At 52.4% G+C, this 16,415-nt stretch carries 15 protein-coding genes and 1 tRNA gene; 6 read left to right on the forward strand and 10 right to left on the reverse strand.

Annotated features, from left to right (window positions below):
• Positions 1-692, forward strand: a 692-nt coding sequence (locus E1162_RS19495) for a DUF2865 domain-containing protein (RefSeq protein WP_257098690.1), incomplete at its 5' end; no start/stop codon positions are given.
• Here the strand turns inward: E1162_RS19495 and gltX are convergent.
• From gltX to rpiA, 10 genes are all read right to left on the reverse strand, one after another.
• Positions 652-2,019, reverse strand: coding sequence for a glutamate--tRNA ligase (gene gltX / locus E1162_RS05715; protein ID WP_155128125.1), 1,368 nt, complete (start codon positions 2,017-2,019; stop codon positions 652-654). The two genes, E1162_RS19495 and gltX, sit on opposite strands and share 41 nt — an antisense overlap.
• A gap of 94 nt (positions 2,020-2,113) precedes the next feature.
• Positions 2,114-3,355, reverse strand: coding sequence for an MFS transporter (locus tag E1162_RS05720; protein ID WP_155128128.1), 1,242 nt, complete (start codon positions 3,353-3,355; stop codon positions 2,114-2,116).
• 4 nt (positions 3,356-3,359) lie between these two features.
• Positions 3,360-4,595, reverse strand: a complete 1,236-nt coding sequence (locus E1162_RS05725) for an MFS transporter (protein WP_155128131.1) — start codon at positions 4,593-4,595, stop codon at positions 3,360-3,362.
• Between the two features lie 160 nt (positions 4,596-4,755).
• A complete protein-coding gene (locus E1162_RS05730; RefSeq protein ID WP_155128134.1) occupies positions 4,756-6,426 on the reverse strand; it encodes an NAD+ synthase in 1,671 nt (556 codons plus the stop codon).
• A 91-nt stretch (positions 6,427-6,517) separates the two neighbouring features.
• Positions 6,518-7,093: a response regulator gene (locus E1162_RS05735; protein WP_155128137.1), complete on the reverse strand. Its 576-nt coding sequence runs from the start codon at positions 7,091-7,093 to the stop codon at positions 6,518-6,520.
• Positions 7,094-7,277: 184 nt separating this feature from the next.
• Positions 7,278-8,648, reverse strand: coding sequence for a class II 3-deoxy-7-phosphoheptulonate synthase (locus E1162_RS05740; protein ID WP_155128140.1), 1,371 nt, complete (start codon positions 8,646-8,648; stop codon positions 7,278-7,280).
• 358 nt (positions 8,649-9,006) lie between these two features.
• Positions 9,007-9,627 carry a gamma-glutamylcyclotransferase family protein gene (locus tag E1162_RS05745; RefSeq protein WP_155128143.1) on the reverse strand — a complete coding sequence of 207 codons (621 nt, stop codon included), beginning with the start codon at positions 9,625-9,627 and terminating at the stop codon, positions 9,007-9,009.
• Positions 9,628-9,760: 133 nt separating this feature from the next.
• Entirely contained in the window at positions 9,761-11,137 is a 1,377-nt protein-coding gene (gene gor, locus E1162_RS05750) for a glutathione-disulfide reductase (protein WP_155128146.1), read from the reverse strand.
• 157 nt (positions 11,138-11,294) lie between these two features.
• Positions 11,295-11,807 carry a DUF2059 domain-containing protein gene (locus tag E1162_RS05755; RefSeq protein WP_155128149.1) on the reverse strand — a complete coding sequence of 171 codons (513 nt, stop codon included), beginning with the start codon at positions 11,805-11,807 and terminating at the stop codon, positions 11,295-11,297.
• A gap of 55 nt (positions 11,808-11,862) precedes the next feature.
• Positions 11,863-12,558: a ribose-5-phosphate isomerase RpiA gene (rpiA, locus tag E1162_RS05760; protein ID WP_155128152.1), complete on the reverse strand. Its 696-nt coding sequence runs from the start codon at positions 12,556-12,558 to the stop codon at positions 11,863-11,865.
• Positions 12,559-12,812: 254 nt separating this feature from the next.
• Between rpiA and gph the strand changes: the two genes are divergently transcribed.
• The 5 genes from gph to E1162_RS05785 all read left to right on the forward strand — a co-directional run bounded on the left by gph (position 12,813) and on the right by E1162_RS05785 (position 16,391).
• A complete protein-coding gene (gene gph, locus E1162_RS05765) occupies positions 12,813-13,496 on the forward strand; it encodes a phosphoglycolate phosphatase (RefSeq protein WP_155128155.1) in 684 nt (227 codons plus the stop codon).
• 220 nt (positions 13,497-13,716) lie between these two features.
• On the forward strand, positions 13,717-15,033 hold the full coding sequence (locus E1162_RS05770; RefSeq protein WP_155128158.1) for an MFS transporter: 1,317 nt from the start codon (positions 13,717-13,719) through the stop codon (positions 15,031-15,033).
• A gap of 119 nt (positions 15,034-15,152) precedes the next feature.
• Positions 15,153-15,228 (forward strand) — tRNA-Val (locus tag E1162_RS05775).
• Between the two features lie 221 nt (positions 15,229-15,449).
• A complete protein-coding gene (locus E1162_RS05780) occupies positions 15,450-16,103 on the forward strand; it encodes an outer membrane protein (RefSeq protein ID WP_155128161.1) in 654 nt (217 codons plus the stop codon).
• A 99-nt stretch (positions 16,104-16,202) separates the two neighbouring features.
• Positions 16,203-16,391, forward strand: a complete 189-nt coding sequence (locus tag E1162_RS05785) for a hypothetical protein (RefSeq protein ID WP_155128165.1) — start codon at positions 16,203-16,205, stop codon at positions 16,389-16,391.
• Positions 16,392-16,415 lie beyond the last annotated feature (24 nt).

Consider the following 16,415-nt stretch of genomic DNA (forward strand, 5'->3'; position numbering starts at 1 on the left):
ACTATGCGCCGCCATCTATCCCCGTAGAGCCTCAAAGTCCGCAGACCAGCACCACCTACTCCGCAAGCAGCGGAAGCGTAAACTCCAATGGCTCAGATGTGCAGTTCCATCAAAGCGTTAAGCAGTCATTCCAGACCATGTGTGTGCGCACGTGCGATGGCTATTACTTCCCGATGAGCAACACCAGTAATGCGACAGTTTTCGTTGAAGATGAGGACGTTTGCCGCGCCATGTGCCCGGGGCAGAAAATGGAGCTCTACGTTTTCCGCAGCCCCGAAGAACAAGTGGGCCAGATGCGCTCGCTTTCCGGTGCGCCGTACAGTGCTTTGCCGAACGCCTATAAATTCCAGCAGGGGGAAATCTCGGGCTGTGCCTGTGAAGGCCAGACAGAACGGGCTGCGGTTCCAGCGCCTCACGAAGGCGGCTTTGTTCAAAGCCCAAGCGAAGATGTAATCACTGAAGGGGAAGCTCTTCCATCGCTTGTTCCGGGCGATACGGGCGGCGCAACCAGCACTGTTTCTGTGCCTGATAAGCCTGCAATTCCATTGCCTTCCGAGCTTATGGAAGTCACTCCGGAAGAGCCTTCAGAAAAAGGCGTTCCGGTAGAAGAAGAAAAGGCCCTACCTCGAAAGGTAGAGCCTAAAACAGGGCCTATTCGCCAAGTCGGTCCAAAGTATTTTGCCGACCAATAAGCGGAAGCAGAGCTTTCAGGTCTGGTCCATGGTCCAGACCTGTTACCGCTTTGCGAAGGGGCATAAATAGTCCCTTGCCCTTGCGGCCGGTCTCTTCCTTGAGCGCTTTTGTCCAAGCGCCCCAAGTGGTTTCGTCCCATGGTTCAGCTGGCAGCATTTCAGTTGCCTTGCGGATAAAGTCAGCATCTTCTTCTGCAACTACTGCAGTAATTGGACCCTTTACGACTTCCCACCAGCAAGCAGCATCACGAACGCTCGCGCAGTTTTCGCGCACGATTGCCCAGAATGCTTCGCCGCCTTCAATGCCCATTGCTTCAAGGCGTTCTTTGGCAGCTTCAAACGGCATTTCGTGAACAATGCGTGCAGTCAGGTTACCAACGTCTTCTGGATCGAACTTTGCAGCAGACTTGGAGATGCCTTTGAAGTCCAGCATCTTGGCAAGTTCTTCAAGGTTTGCAGCAGGTTCCACCGCATGGCTTGTACCGGTAAGAACGGCCAAAGAGCAAACTGCCATCGGCTCGTAACCAGCATCACGCAAAGAAGCGATAGAAAGAGCGCCGGTACGCTTGGACAGACCTTCGCCCGATGCGGTGGTCAGCAAGTTGTGGTGACCAAACTCAGGAACCTTACAGCCGAGCGCTTCGAAGATAGCGATCTGAACACCGGTGTTTGCGACGTGGTCTTCACCGCGAATTACGTGAGTGATTTCCATCTCGGCGTCATCCACGATGGATGGCAAGGTGTAGAGATAGGTACCATCAGCGCGAACCAACACAGGGTCAGAAAGAGAAGCAAGATCAACGGTCTGCGTACCGCGAATTAGGTCATCCCAGTGAACTTCGGTGCGCTTGATCGCAAACGGGTCGCCTTCCTCATGGTTCGGCAGTTTAAAGCGCCAATGAGGCTTACGGCCTTCGGCTTCAAACTTCTCGATCTGTTCTGGAGTATAGCGAAGGCCAGCGCGATCATAGATCGGTGCTTTGCCAAGCGCGCGGGCGCGGTTACGGCGGCGCTCCAGTTCGTCTGCGCTCTCATAGCAAGCGTACAGAAGGCCCTTTGCCTTCAGCTCGTCTGCTGCTGCATCATAGCGATCAAAACGGTCTGACTGACGCTCAATGCGGTCTGGCTGAATACCAAGCCAGCCGAGGTCGCGAAGGATACCGTCGGCAAATTCCTGAGTAGAGCGCTCTTGATCGGTGTCGTCGTAACGCAGGATATACGTTCCACCTTGCGCCTTGGCGAAAAGCCAGTTGAACAGCGCCGGACGGCAGTTGCCGATATGGATATGTCCGGTCGGGGACGGTGCGAAACGGACGGTAACACTCATGGAGTCAGCCTTTAAACAAATAGGTTTGAAACTGGTTCGTCCTCGTTCCCCTAGAGCGTTGCGTGCACGCGGTCAAGCAGCGGACAACCATGATCTACGATTTTACAGGGCCTGAACCTTCGGGACCATATTGCTGACGCAGTTTAGGCAGCACACAGAACAAAAACGCAGCAGATACCGCACAAAGGCCTGAAAGCCAGAAGAACTGCAGCTCGATGCCAATACCCCTATCAATCAAAATGCCTACCACTGCAGGCGGTAGCGCTGAACTCAGAACAGTCGAAACGGAAACGACAGAGCGGATCGAACCGATGTGAGCTGTGCCATACATCTCTGCAAAAATGGCTGTAGAACTTGAGCCCCAAAAACCAAAGGACATACCGGCAAACAGCAGCCCGATGATCAACGAGAAGGTGGTATCACACATCGCCAGCAAGCTCATGGCAATTGCGAGCGGTACGGCATTGAGGGGAAACACGTTGATTGCCGTAAACCGGTCTACAAGCAAACCGCAGACAAGAGAGGAAATTGCGGAGGCGACACCATAGAACGGCAAAGCTGCTGGAAGCGCATAGATCGCCCAGCCCTTCACTTCGGCAAAGTGTCCTTGGTGAAAGAGAAGCGGAGCAAAACACAAAGGCAGAAGGTTCGCCACAAGAAGCACTGACCAGAAACGCCAGTCACGCAGCGCCTGCTTTAGGGTCCAACTCACCGGAGAAGGGCCAGCATGTGTCGACACAATCAGGTTTTCCGGCGTACGGTCTTTGCGCAGTAGCACGAACACCGCGGGCAAGATAACCAGCAGTAGGGCCATGCTAACGGCGAAGAAGATCGTTCTCCAGTCGACAGTAAGCAGCACCAGCGCCAGACTGAATGGGATTGTGGCTTCACCAAACATATGGCCCATGGTGATGGCGCTCAGTGCCTTGCCGCGGGATGCATTGTACCAGCGTGCCATTGCGGTTTGGGCGACAAGCGGCAGCATGCCCTGCCCGCATAAACGAACGACAAACAAAGACACACAGAAAAACGCAAAGCCTGCTTCTAGCGACATGCCAAAGGTGCCAAGGCTGAGGAAAGCCAAGCAGACGACGGCTGAGTGAACGGGCCTAAAACGGTCCGTGTAGCGCCCAAGGTACATCAAGCAAGCGGCGCTAACTAACGTGACCACCATAAACAGCAGGCCGAAGTCACCGTGTGACAGGCCATAGGTCGCGCGGATCTGAGGAGAAAAGAGGCCTAAAAGGTAACCCTGCCCCGCCCCGCCTGCGAACATCAAAAGAAACCCACCGCCGATCCAGCGCAGGTTTTTACCAATAAATTCAAAAAGGTTCATAGCACTACAAAGGCTTGAAAGATGCCGGTGGCCGTGGTGCACGGACTTTGGACTGAATGAAGAAAAGGAGAGCAACAAAGAGAAACACGAAACCCGATAGCCAGATAAACTGGATATCTAGCGTGATGCCATTGTCGATGAGGTTTCCGGTTATGCCGGGAGATACTGCCGATGCTGCAACCATTGTAACGGCGAGCACCGATCTGATTTCGCCGATGTGTTTGGTGCCGTACATTTCTGAAAGGATTGCAGCAGTCGAAGCGTTCCACGACCCGAAGGAGACAGCAAGGCAGACAAATGCAGCAATATAACTGGCTGTCGTCGTGCCGGCGCCGAAAAGCAAAATGGCAGCGACCAGCGGCAGCGTCATATAGGGTAGCAGGCTGACGCCTCTATACCGGTCAACAAGAAACCCGACACCAAAAGCTGAGCAGGCTGAAATACCGGCATAAAGCGGAAGAAAGCCTGCAAAAATCTCCGGCTGCCAGCCTTTTAGCTCCATCAAGTAGGCCTGATGGAACATCAAGCTTGTGATGAAAAACGGATAGAGGTTTCTTGCGGTGACAACCACCCAAAAACGCCAGTCGCGGATGACCTGATTTTTCTGCCAATCGATTTGGACGAGGCTTGCAGCGCGCTTTGGGTCTGCGCCTTCTGGCACCCGCTCCTTTTTCAGCAGAAAGTAACAGGCTGGTAATACAGCAAGCGCCAGAACGAGTGCCGAGCCAGCCCAGAACCAGCGCCATCCGAACGTTAGAATAACGGAGAGAATAACCAGCGGCAGCACTGCTTCACCGCACATGTGCCCTGTTGAACTGACTGACAGAGCCTTACCGCGAGAGGCGTTGTACCATCTTGCCATCGCGGTTTGGGAAAGAAGCGGCAACATACCTTGCCCAAACAAACGCAGGACAAGCAACGCGAAGGCCAGCACGTAGATGGAAGTCTGGCATGCCATTAGCATGGCGGCACCAGCAAGCATTGCCAGACATATGCATGACATTTTTGCAGCTGGCAGCCTATCTATATATCGGCTTGCGAACATCAAACAGCCGCCTGCAGACAGCGTAATCATCATGAACAGGCTGCCGAACTCGCCGTGGCTGAGATCATATAATTCGCGGATAAAAGGAGAGAACTGCCCGATCACATAGACCTGACCGTATCCGGCGCAGAGCACCAGAATAAAGCCACCCGCGAGCCAGCGGGCGTTGTCTTTAATAAACGTTGTAAAGGACATTACAGATGGGCCTCCCCGAGTCTTTTCTCGGTGAGTGCCTACCCCTTTACAAGGGCGCAGAACTACGTGTTGATGCAGTTGTCTTTACGGCAATATTTGCCATTAAAACGAAAAACGCCGCCCTGAATGTGGGCGGCGCTTAAAGATAAACTGCGAGACCTTAGAGGTTGTTATCGCGGTATCGGTTGGTGATCGGGTATCTGCGGTCACGGCCGAAGTTCTTCCGGCTGATTTTTACGCCCGGCGCTGCCTGACGGCGTTTGTACTCCGCGATATAAAGCAGGTGCTCAACGCGCTTTACTGTTTCAGCAGGATGGCCGCGCTTGATGATGTCAGCGACGGACATTTCCTCTTCAACGAGGCAGTAGAGGATGTCATCCAGAACATCATATTCTGGCAGGCTGTCCTGATCCTTCTGATTTTCGCGAAGCTCTGCGGTTGGTGCCTTAACGATGATGTTGTTAGGGATCACTTCACCGGCAGGGCCCATAACACCAGCTGGCAAGTTTTCGTTTCGCCATTTTGCAAGGTGATAGACGTGGGTTTTGTAAAGATCTTTGATCGGGTTAAAGCCGCCGTTCATGTCGCCATAAAGGGTGGCATAGCCGACTGACATCTCTGACTTGTTTCCCGTTGTCAGCACCATTGCGCCGAACTTGTTGGATACGGCCATGAGAATGGTGCCGCGTGCACGAGACTGAAGGTTCTCTTCTGTAATGCCGCTCTCGGTGCCTTCAAAAATCGGAGAAAGGCAGTCAAGGAAGCCCTCAACCGGCTGTGCGATTGGCACAATGTCGTAACGAACACCAAGAGCCTCAGCACAGGCTTTCGCGTCTACAAGGCTTTCCTGCGAGGTATAGCGGTATGGAAGCATAATGCAGTGAACACGGTCTGCGCCAAGTGCATCTACCGCCATTGCAGCACAGATCGCGCTGTCGATACCGCCGGACAGACCCAGCACAACGCCCGGGAAGCCATTCTTATTCACGTAGTCTTTCAGACCCAGAACGCAGGCGTTCCAATCCGCTTCATCATGGCTCGGAATTCCTGCAAGCTCGCCCTGTGCAGCAACCCAGTTACCGTCTTCGCTGCGGGACCAGTCAACATAGGCAACGGCCTCTGCCATCTGCGGCATTTGCAAAGCAAGGCTGCGATCAGCGTTGATTACGAAGGATGCACCGTCAAATACCAACTCATCCTGTCCGCCCAACTGGTTGCAGTAGACAAGCGGCAGACCGGTCTCCACAACACGCTGCAGATTGACCTGTAGGCGATCTTCCACCTTCGCACGGTGATAAGGAGATCCGTTTGGAACCAGCAGAATTTCTGCTCCAGTCTCTTCAAGGCATTCACAAACCTCGTCAGACCATGTGTCTTCACAGATCGGCACGCCAATGCGAATACCGCGGAAGTTCACCGGGCCCGGCAGCGGGCCGGAAGCAAACACGCGCTTTTCATCAAACACAGCGTAGTTCGGCAGATCAACCTTGAAGCGGACGGCCTGAATTTTACCCTCGTCGAGCAGAGCAACAGCATTGTACAGCTTGCCCTCTTCCGACCATGGCAGACCAACAAGCATTGCAGGAGCGCCGTTTGCTGTAATTTCAGCAAGCTCTTCAACAGCAACCTTACAGTCTGCAACAAAGGATGGCTTTAGCACCAGATCTTCTGGCGGATAACCGCAGATGAACAGCTCTGGGAACAGAAGAAGATCAGCGCCATCTTCCGCCGCCTGACGGTGGTACTTTGTAGCAAGGTCCTTATTACCCTGAAGATCACCTAGGCGCGGGTTGGTCTGGATTAGGGCAAGTCGAAAATTGTCTGTCATCATAAAAGCGTCACTGGGTTTTTAACCGTTTGCAATGCTTAGTAAAGACAAGCGCTCCTATACACAATGCCCTATTGCTTGTTAGCTATCAAATCTACAGGAAGGTCTGATCATCATCGCTGTTTTTGGTTAGCGCCTGAATTTCTTTACGTGCTTTCTCTGAGATTTTTCCGCTGGAGAGTGCTTTTTCCAAACGTGAAATCTGCGTGCGCCATTTATCTGTCGCGGTGGCCTTGTTTCTCCGGTCCTTCGCCAGGGCAACGTTCGGCCCTTCGGAGATAATCGCCGCCATACGTTCAAATAGAACTGCTGGTGAAATTGGCTTACCGAGAAAGAGGTTCACACCCGCATTAATGGAAGCTGTAACAACAGAGCGTCGGGAGTCCGCACTAATGACGATGACCGGTGTTTTGGCTATTTCAGGATTGTTGTGACTTCGCAAGATGCGCAGAAATTCATTGCCATCAACAGGGCTCATTACCCAGTCCAGCAAGACGATATCGGGCTGCCGATCAAGCACTACAGCAATGGCGTCAGCTCCATCTTGCGCTTCATAAATAGAACGCACGCCGAAGCCCGTAACCATCGTACGCAGCAGACCGCGCATATAGTTATTGTCTTCCGCAATCAGAACGGAAATGCCCGATAAGATAGCCGGATCATTACGCATTTTCCGCCCCTCACCCCAGTTAGGTTTACGCAGTTGCAGCCAACTGCGTACGACTCGCCTCTCTTTACCGGAGGCTGAGCATGTATGTAGATTACAGTAAATCTACCTAATGGAAAGTGAAGGCAAACAAAAAAGGGCGACCTCTGCGAGACCGCCCCATTTCAATCGTTTCAAGACCGGTTGATTATGCGACCTGGCTCACGCGATCATCAGACTCGCGGCGCAAGTTCTCGGAAATGAGGAACGCCAGCTCGAGGGCCTGATCGGCATTGAGACGTGGATCACAGTGGGTGTGATAACGGTTACCCAGATCTTCAGGGGAAACTTCACGAGCACCACCGGTACATTCAGTCACGTTACGGCCAGTCATTTCCACGTGAACGCCGCCAGCATGGGTGCCTTCGGCGCGGTGAACTGCAAAGAAGCTTTCAACTTCTTTCAGCACACGGTCGAATGGACGGGTCTTATAGCCGTTGGATGTGATTGTGTTGCCATGCATTGGATCACAAGACCAAACAACCTTACGGCCTTCACGTTCAACCGCACGAACAAGCGCAGGCAGATGATCAAACACTTTGTCTGCACCAAAGCGAGCGATCAGGGTCAAGCGGCCCGGCTCGTTTTCAGGGTTTAGAATGTCGATCAGTTCCAGCAACCCATCAGGAGTGAGGGATGGACCACACTTGAGGCCAATCGGGTTTTTAACACCACGGAAGAACTCAAGGTGCGCATGGTCAGGCTGGCGGGTACGATCACCGATCCAAAGCATATGGCCGGAAGTTGCGTAGTAATCGCCAGTGGTGGAATCCACACGGGTCAGCGCCTCTTCGTAGCCTAGAAGCAGAGCTTCGTGGCTGGTGAAGAAATCGGTCTGACGCAGCTGCTGCGTGGTATCAGCACCAACACCGCAGGCGCGCATGAATGCAAGCGCTTCAGAAATGCGGTCTGCAGTTTCCTGATAGCGGTGGCTCTGCGGGCTATCCTTAACGAAGCCGAGCATCCACTGATGCACGTGGTCAAGGTTAGCAAAGCCGCCCTGCGCGAAAGCGCGGATCAGGTTAAGCGTTGCAGCAGACTGGCGGTATGCCATTGCCTGGCGTTTTGGATCTGGAATGCGGCTTTCTTCAGTGAAGTCGATGCCGTTGATGATGTCACCACGGTAGCTTGGCAGCTCTACACCATCCTTCATCTCGAAATCGGAAGAACGAGGTTTTGCGAACTGACCAGCAATACGGCCAACCTTCACAACAGGAAGTTTGGAACCATAGGTAAGCACAACGGCCATTTGAAGAAAGACGCGGAAAAAGTCTCGGATGTGATCTGCATGATGCTCCGCAAAGCTCTCTGCACAATCACCACCCTGCAAGAGGAAACCACGCCCCTCGGCAACTTCAGCAAGATGCGCTTTTAGATTCCGCGCCTCGCCAGCAAACACGAGCGGCGGATAAGATGCAAGGCGAGCTTCAACGTCTGCCACTGCCTGCTGGTCTGGATAAGCCGGAACCTGAAGGATCGGTTTTGATCTCCAGGAACTCGGGGTCCATTTTTCCGCCATTTGTAAAACTCCAGTAAATAACTTTGCGAGCCGTAGAGCTTATGCCCCCACCTTGTGGCTCGCCACTGTTTTTTCAGGGTAAAACCTGAACAGACAGCGCTTATACACGGCTGTTCGTTAGGTGACCAGACCTCTTATCCTCAAGAGAACTACAGTAAAGGTGGTCTAAACCCCTCTTTTTCGGGGCATTGCGATGCAGCACCCCGACATATTCAGCAATATTAGCATAGTTAATCGCAAAGAGGCCGAACACTGGCAGATTATTCCACCTAACTCGTTTGAGAAATTCTCAGTAAAGCAGAAGATAGCGCAATAGGTGTGACCTGTGGATCACACCGGACTATCGACTTTTGTTCAATTACGCCAAGGCTTTAAGACGTGCGCCAACTGAGGAAAGTGCAGCATCGATACGCTCGTGCAAAGAACGGTCAAGAGAAACGGCACGCGGATAGAACGGGCTATGCCTGTCATTGAGGATCGGAACCCTATCCCAGCCAAGAGTGGTTTGCATGAAATGGTCGATGCCTGCCTGTCCCCATAGGCGGTCAAAGCCTGCCAGAACACAGTCCACATAGCTTTGCAAAATCGGATACTCGTCACTGCCCCACCCTGCATACTCTTTGCTAACTTTGTACATAAACATGTCGTCTGGTAGCGCTGCTGCTTTGTCTGCAGCAAACACCTTTGTGTCCAAGGTCAGGCGGTCATAATGGCGCTCGCGCTCGTCCAGCCTTGGAAGGTTCACCATCTTATCCAGCACCAGCACGCCTTTGATTGTCGCGCCTTCCTGCTTTCGCACGCTCAAAGCGCACACGCCGCTTTCAATACGGTTGGTCGGGCTATTCCAACGGGCGCAGCCGCCCCATTCGCGCACATAGCCGCTAAGCTCCCCAGCAACGACCGTTGTTCCTTCTGGCAAGGTGTCTTCATTAACCAGCGACCCATAGCCGAAGTAACTAAAACTCTCACTCTCCTGCATCTGGCACTCTCCCTCCAGAGTTCTGCGTGTCCCCTAGTCGGCAGTCAACAGCAACAACCGTGGGCAATAACAAAAACGGCCCCGTAGGGCCGCCTGTAACTTCTTTGATTTTTGCAGTGCTATCAATTGGCCATTAGCTGCGAATGCGTTCGCTTGGCTCACGCATTGTGACCAGCTCTTCAGCAGCAGTTGGATGCACAGCAATGGTGCGATCGTAATCGGCTTTCGTTGCGCCCATAACCATAGTGACACCGATGATCTGGATAAGCTCACCAGCATCATGACCCATGAGGTGAATGCCCAAGATCTTATCGCTATCCGCGTCCACGATGATTTTCATCATGGTTTTCTCATCACGGCCTGAAAGGGTGTTTTTCATCGGACGGAATGAGGCTTTGTAGATGTCGATGTTCTTGTAGAGCTTCTGCGCTTCGGCCTGCGTCATACCCACGGTACCCAGTTCAGGCTGCGAGAAAACAGCTGTCGGGATCATGGAGTGGTCAACAGTCCACTCTTTGTTACCGAAGATACTGTCGGCAAAGGCGTGACCTTCGCGAATAGCAACGGGCGTAAGGTTCGCACGGTTGGTTACATCGCCAACTGCGTAGATGCTTTCCACGTTGGTTTGGGAGTCGGCAGAAACCTTGATTGCACCAGCTGCATCAACCTCAACGCCCACACTTTCCAGACCGAGGCCAGCGATATTAGGACGACGGCCGATTGCTGAGACAACCAGATCTACTTCAATCGCTTCGCCTGCCTTGGTGTGAACGGTGTAAACCTCGCCAGACTTTTCAATACGGACAATTGTATCTTCCGTTTTGACGGCGATGCCCTTCTTGTCCATCTCTTCATGGAGCATAGCGCGCAGGTCATCGTCAAAACCGCGAAGAATTTCCTCACCGCGATAAAGCAGCGTGGTTTTGGAACCCATGCCGTTGAAGATGCCAGCAAACTCGACAGCAATATAACCGCCGCCAACGACCATTACGCGCTCTGGAAGTTTGTCCAGATTGAAGACCTCATTGGAGGTAACGACATATTCGCCCCCTTCCAAGCCTTGGTCAGCGTTTGGTGTGGCGCCAGTTGCAATAAGAATGCGCCCTGCAGTCACCGTCTTGCCGCTTGCCAGAAGACGGACAGTGTTAGGGCCTTCAATTACTGCACGGGTGTCGTGCACTTCCACATTGGTGCGTTCCAGATTGCGGCGATAGATGCTTTCCAGACGTGCAATTTCCTGATCCTTCGCATTGATCAGTTTTTGGAAGTCAAAAGTCGGCTCACCGTTCAAGGACCAGCCAAAGCCCTGCGCATCTTCAAATTCCTCGGAGAATTTGGAAGCGTATACAAACAGCTTTTTAGGGACACAGCCGCGGATAACGCAGGTACCGCCATAGCGATACTCTTCTGCAATGCCTACCCGTGCGCCGTGCGTTGCGGCAATACGGGCCGCCCTGACGCCGCCGGAGCCAGCGCCGATAACGAAGAGGTCGTAGTCGAAGTTATCCATGTGAAGCCTGTTATTCTTTCCAAATACAAAGCAGGGTCGACCCGTTTTTAAAGCGAGTCGACCCTGCATATTCGCTTTCCTCGCGATTTGGGGCATTTTGTCCCCAAATCAAGAGTTTGTCTGTCACAAAGTCACAAAGACCTCTGTCACAAGCTCGTTACTGAGCCTGCATCTTGGCCAGCTGCTCACGAGCGATTGCAACCATGTCGGTAGCGATCACATCGCCCCACTGCTTTGCAGCACCGATGGAAAGAGCGCTCAACTCACCACCAAGACCTGCAAGCTTCTTACCAGCTTCGGTATTGTAGAACTCTGCGATCTGCTTCAGCTCAGCTTCAGTGAAGCGGCGAGCCCATACTTCATAGATAACCTGATCCAGCTCACCACGACGAGAAACCATCTGCAGTGCGACTTCGTTCACAACTACGTCGATTTCAGCACTCATGGCCGGATTGGAGCGAATGAAGAGCGTACGGGTCTGCTCGGCAACGTCTGGCAGAATGTTGTCAAAAGTTTCTGCAGCGCGTGTTGCGTTGATTGCAGCCTTTGCAGCAGCAATGTGTGACTCGGAAAAGGTTTCCTGAGCGGATACCGGGGCAACAAGCATAGCGCCAGCCATGACAGCTGCAGCAACACCGCCAACCACCGCGTATTTCAATTTAGCGAGCATGTATCAAGCTCTCCCTTGTTTAAAAACAAAACCTTCTAGGGATCGAACCTGCTGCTTATGCTTTAGGCTCGACCACTGCCACACCGTTTTCACCGGCAATGTAGGCGCGCTTTGCAATTCCGATAAACAATCCGTGCTCCACCACACCAGGGATGTCGTTCAGCCCCTTAGCCAGTTCCGCCGGATCTGGAATTGTGCCCAAATGCGCGTCCAGAATATAATTGCCATTGTCGGTGATCACCGGATCATTTTCACCCCCTCTTAGTATCAGGTCCCCAGAAACTCTGCGTGAGGCAAAGTGCTTCTGGATCGCGATACGGGTTGAAGCCAGACCAAACTGGTTAACTTCAATTGGAAGCGGGAACTGACCCAATGTAGCGACACGTTTACTATCGTCAGCGATTACTATCATACGTGCAGAGGCTACCGCGACAGTCTTTTCCCGAAGAAGCGCTGCTCCCCCGCCTTTTATGAGGTTAAGTGCAGGGTCGTATTCGTCTGCCCCGTCAATTGTCAGGTCCAATTCCGGCATTTTATCCAGAGTTGTGAGCGGAACGCCCAGTTCCAGACAAAGGGCTTCACTGCGTGTGGAACATGGAACGCCAATCACATCAAAGCCGCTGGCTACCTTCTTTGCCAGAAGGCGGATCATTTCGTTTGCTGTAGAGCCGGAGCCGATGCCCAGACGCATACCGCTTTCTACTTCTTCCAGAGCAGCTGCTGCCGCCTGCGCTTTGAGGTTCGCGTTCATCCCTATTACCCGCAGTGCTAGATTTAATTGTTGTGGTCGATTCTGCCGACCGAGACCTGATCTGGCAGAAAACCATAGGTGTTGTAAACAGAGGTTCGTGCTTACTAACCGCGCTTTCCTCTTAGTATTGGCCATATTCTTTTTTGCAAGAGTAATAAGCTCACCCTATGCATTAATCCGTAAATTGACAGATATCTTCAAATCGCTAAGTTACCGGCCAATTTTAAAGAGTGAAATGAAACGGGCAGAGAACCATGACAAACCCAGTTCTGGTGTTTGATTTGGATGGCACCCTTGTCGAAACTATGGGTGACCTGACAGCTTCCATGAACCACGTTCTGGTGGAAGCAGGCTATGAAGCAATCGAACCAGAAAACGTCCGCACTATGGTCGGTGCAGGCGTAAAAGTGCTGCTGTCCCGCGGGCTTAAAGCAAACAAAGTAGATCCGACCCCCGACATTCTGGATCCGCTTTTGAAGAAATTTATCAGCTACTACGAAAAACATATTGCAGACCACTCCTACCCGTTCCCTGAGGCTGTCGAAGTTCTGACCCGCCTTAAGGAAGAGGGCTGGAAGCTGGCTGTGTGCACCAACAAGCTAGAAAACCTTGCGGTGCCCCTGCTTAAGGCTCTGGATATGTTTGATATGTTCGACGCTGTGGTCGGCGGCGACACATTCTCCAAGAACAAGCCGGATGCGATGCCTGTTTACGGCGCTATCGACATGGCAGACGGAACCCGTGAAGGCTCCATCTTCGTTGGCGACTCCCGTGCAGACATTCAGGCGGCGCGTAACGCTGGCCTGCCTGTAATCGCGGCAGACTTCGGCTACACGGATGTGCCAGTGAAAGAACTGGGACCGGATATCGTTTTCTCTCACTACAATGAGTTGGAAGCGGCTATCGCGCAGATCAAGGCAGAGCAGCAGCCAGCCTAACGCCGGTTAGCTCTGTTACTAGACAAGAAAGCCTGCCCTTGTGGCGGGCTTTTTTTTGTACTCAGCGGCGCACTCAAACGCATTAACGCAAACCGTAAAATCACAAAATCACCATTGGAGGCTCACAGTACAACCTGAGTTTTTGTGCTAGATTTTGCTTAGACCTTTAAGCGCGCTTTGTTTCAGTCAAGCATAGCCAAACAGATCGATAAAAATAATAATGAGTGATCTACGTCCGGCTCTGTTCCAGCATCACCTTGTGCCGCTGCTGGCGATTATGACCGCCAATGCCTGCGCGCAGTTGGCCAGCTCTACCCTGCTTACCAGTATTCCCCTTGAATTAGCTGCGTCCGGGCACTCTTCTGTCGAAGCCGGTATTATCGCCACCGCATACTCGCTCGGCTTTGTTGCCGGTTGTTTGCGCGGCCTGCAGTTTATGTGGCGCGTCGGTTATATCCGCGCTTTTTCCGCAGCTGCTGCTATTGCCGCTCTGCTTATTACCGTTATGGATCTTTGGCAGAACTTCTGGATATGGGCATTACTGCGCTTCTTCATGGGTGCTTGTCTTGCGATGGTCTTTGCCTGTGCAGATGCTTGGCTTGGCGCAGCTGCACCGGAACAGGTACGCGGGCGAATATTTTCTGCGAACGCCTTGTTCATGGGCGCAACATCTATTCTGGCACAAGGGGTCGTTAGCCTTCTCATCTATTCGCCTACGCGGCTGATGGAGGTGGTAAGCGCTCTGCTAATGTTTTCCGTGGTTGTGCTTTGCATGACCCATAGCATTCCGCCGCAGACCACCGATACGAGAAAAATTCCACTCAAGGAGGTTTGGGACAACGCCCCTGTCGCCCTTGCTGGTGCTTTGGTTTCAGGTGCCGTCACCACCAGTCTGATCACGATCCTGCCCTATAACTTCGCGAACGCGGGGTTTGCGCCGTCCATGACCGCCATAATGATCTGCGCCCTTTATGTGGGAAGGTTGATCTTCCAGTATCCGCTTGGCGTGTTATCGGACAAGATGGACCGACGCTGGCTTATTATGGTTTGTACGGGCGTTATTGCAGTACTTGCCGTCATCCAGCTCACTCTAGACCCGTTCCAGTACCTTGATGATGATCCGCAGCATCATTTAAAGCTGCTCTTCATCCTCTCCGGCGGACTTATTGTAATTGGTGGCTTTAGCTTCCCGCTCTACACGTTGTGCATTGCCCATGGGTTCGAGTATCAAAAGGCCAGCGGCATGGCTCTTTCAATGCGGCTACTGTTCGCTTGGGCAATGGGCTGTGCCGCAGGTCCGGCTGCAACAACCGTCTTGCTGCCCATCCTAGGCGAAAACGCTCCTATTTATCTGATCGCGGTACTCTGCACTGGCATGTGCGCCTTTACAGCTAACCGATTGATGAAAAAGAAGCCCCAAGCGCCAGAACACCAAACACCGAAAATGGTTTATCCGTTCTCCGGCCTTGGAATTATGCGAAAATTTCGCCGTCGTTCGCTAAAACCTGCCCAGTCTCCAAGCGGCGAACAAACGTAGTACCCCGTAAAATATGGAAAATTCATATTCCATTCGGGGAAAACGAATTTCCCCCCTTGCCACAATGGAAAAAAGTCCCTAAATGGCTCCTCACGCCCAACGGCGTACCACCCAAGCGGGGGCGATTAGCTCAGTTGGTAGAGCGCTTCGTTTACACCGAAGATGTCGGGAGTTCGAGTCTCTCATCGCCCACCATTCTCTTCCCAAGAAATTATAAAGAATGACAACGCCCAGACAGACGTCTGCGGTGTTTTTTTTAATTTAAAAACTGCAGTATTATTATATCCCAAAATCGTAAAAATCGTCGCGGATAAGCGGAAACCACCCCAGCAACCGCGTCGAAACCCGTATAGGAAAACCGCCTCTGCTCCTTCAGGTTCGCAACAAACAGATCTAAAACATGTTTGGGGCAAACAATGACGAAAACCGCTTTGGTCGGCAGCCTACTGGCACTCCTGATCGCATCAAATACCACCACAGCAGCAGAGTTCAGCAAGAGCAATCTGTATATTGGCGCCAGCGCTGGGTTATCCTTGCTACATAACTACGACATTACCGAAAAAACGCCAGGCAATCCAAGCTTCACAATTCACGACTACATCTCAAGTGATGCAGGTTACAACATTTCGGTGCAAGCAGGATATCGCCTCAACGAACGCTTCCGAATTCAAGGCGATCTGGGTTACCTCCAAAACCCCAACAATAAGGGATTCGATGGCACTGCGCTCGAGGGCGAACTATCAGCACTCTACAGCACCGTATCCGTCTACTACGACATCCCGTTTGAGCATAAAATTAAGCCACATATTGGCGTTGGTTTCGGTCTAGCGCATTTTGACCTGCAAGCCTCTGCGAACGGAATCCAGACACCTTTTGGCAGTGACACCACTTGGCTTTTAAGGACAGCAGCAGGCGCCTCCTATGCCCTCTCGGAGGATCTAGACCTCATTGGTGAGTACGCCTATTTGCACTCAGGAGAGTATGAACTGTACTCTGTGGCTGGGACCGGCTCTTTAACCACAACCGTTCAGGCGCATACTTTTAACGTCGGTCTGCGCTATAATTTCTAACTGCATCAAAGCAGCTCTCTTTCATAGGCCGCCGTTAGGGCGGCCTTGTTTTTCTCCGCGCCCTTCCTAAATACAGACGGTTATGAGGAGAATGTCGTTTTGTTTGAAAAGCTTTTTTTATTTATCGGAAAGACCTTCGCCCTGTTCGTGCCGATCTTCTTCGTGATCGTTTTAAGCCAGTTCATTGTACTTGGCTTTGCGGCCAAAGGCGTTGCTGCCGGCATTGCGGGCACCTCTAGCGTTGCCATTACAACGGGCGCTTACATCGCTTCCAAACGGAAGGGGTAAAAAAGAGAGCGCCGAAGCGCCCTC

The sequence above is a fragment of the Pseudovibrio flavus genome (assembly GCF_009711345.1).
Classification (GTDB): domain Bacteria; phylum Pseudomonadota; class Alphaproteobacteria; order Rhizobiales; family Stappiaceae; genus Pseudovibrio; species Pseudovibrio flavus.

Excerpts from the sequence above, each read along its gene's own strand:
- E1162_RS05755 (WP_155128149.1), bottom strand. The coding sequence starts at position 11,807 with ATGCTCGCTAAATTGAAATACGCGGTGGTTGGCGGTGTTGCTGCAGCT.
- E1162_RS05770 (WP_155128158.1), top strand. The coding sequence starts at position 13,717 with ATGAGTGATCTACGTCCGGCTCTGTTCCAGCATCACCTTGTGCCGCTG.
- E1162_RS05725 (WP_155128131.1), bottom strand. The coding sequence starts at position 4,595 with ATGTCCTTTACAACGTTTATTAAAGACAACGCCCGCTGGCTCGCGGGT.
- E1162_RS05735 (WP_155128137.1), bottom strand. The coding sequence starts at position 7,093 with ATGCGTAATGATCCGGCTATCTTATCGGGCATTTCCGTTCTGATTGCG.
- E1162_RS05730 (WP_155128134.1), bottom strand. The coding sequence starts at position 6,426 with ATGATGACAGACAATTTTCGACTTGCCCTAATCCAGACCAACCCGCGC.
- gor (WP_155128146.1), bottom strand. The coding sequence starts at position 11,137 with ATGGATAACTTCGACTACGACCTCTTCGTTATCGGCGCTGGCTCCGGC.
- E1162_RS05740 (WP_155128140.1), bottom strand. The coding sequence starts at position 8,648 with ATGGCGGAAAAATGGACCCCGAGTTCCTGGAGATCAAAACCGATCCTT.
- E1162_RS05780 (WP_155128161.1), top strand. The coding sequence starts at position 15,450 with ATGACGAAAACCGCTTTGGTCGGCAGCCTACTGGCACTCCTGATCGCA.
- gltX (WP_155128125.1), bottom strand. The coding sequence starts at position 2,019 with ATGAGTGTTACCGTCCGTTTCGCACCGTCCCCGACCGGACATATCCAT.
- gph (WP_155128155.1), top strand. The coding sequence starts at position 12,813 with ATGACAAACCCAGTTCTGGTGTTTGATTTGGATGGCACCCTTGTCGAA.
- E1162_RS05720 (WP_155128128.1), bottom strand. The coding sequence starts at position 3,355 with ATGAACCTTTTTGAATTTATTGGTAAAAACCTGCGCTGGATCGGCGGT.
- E1162_RS05745 (WP_155128143.1), bottom strand. The coding sequence starts at position 9,627 with ATGCAGGAGAGTGAGAGTTTTAGTTACTTCGGCTATGGGTCGCTGGTT.
- rpiA (WP_155128152.1), bottom strand. The coding sequence starts at position 12,558 with ATGAACGCGAACCTCAAAGCGCAGGCGGCAGCAGCTGCTCTGGAAGAA.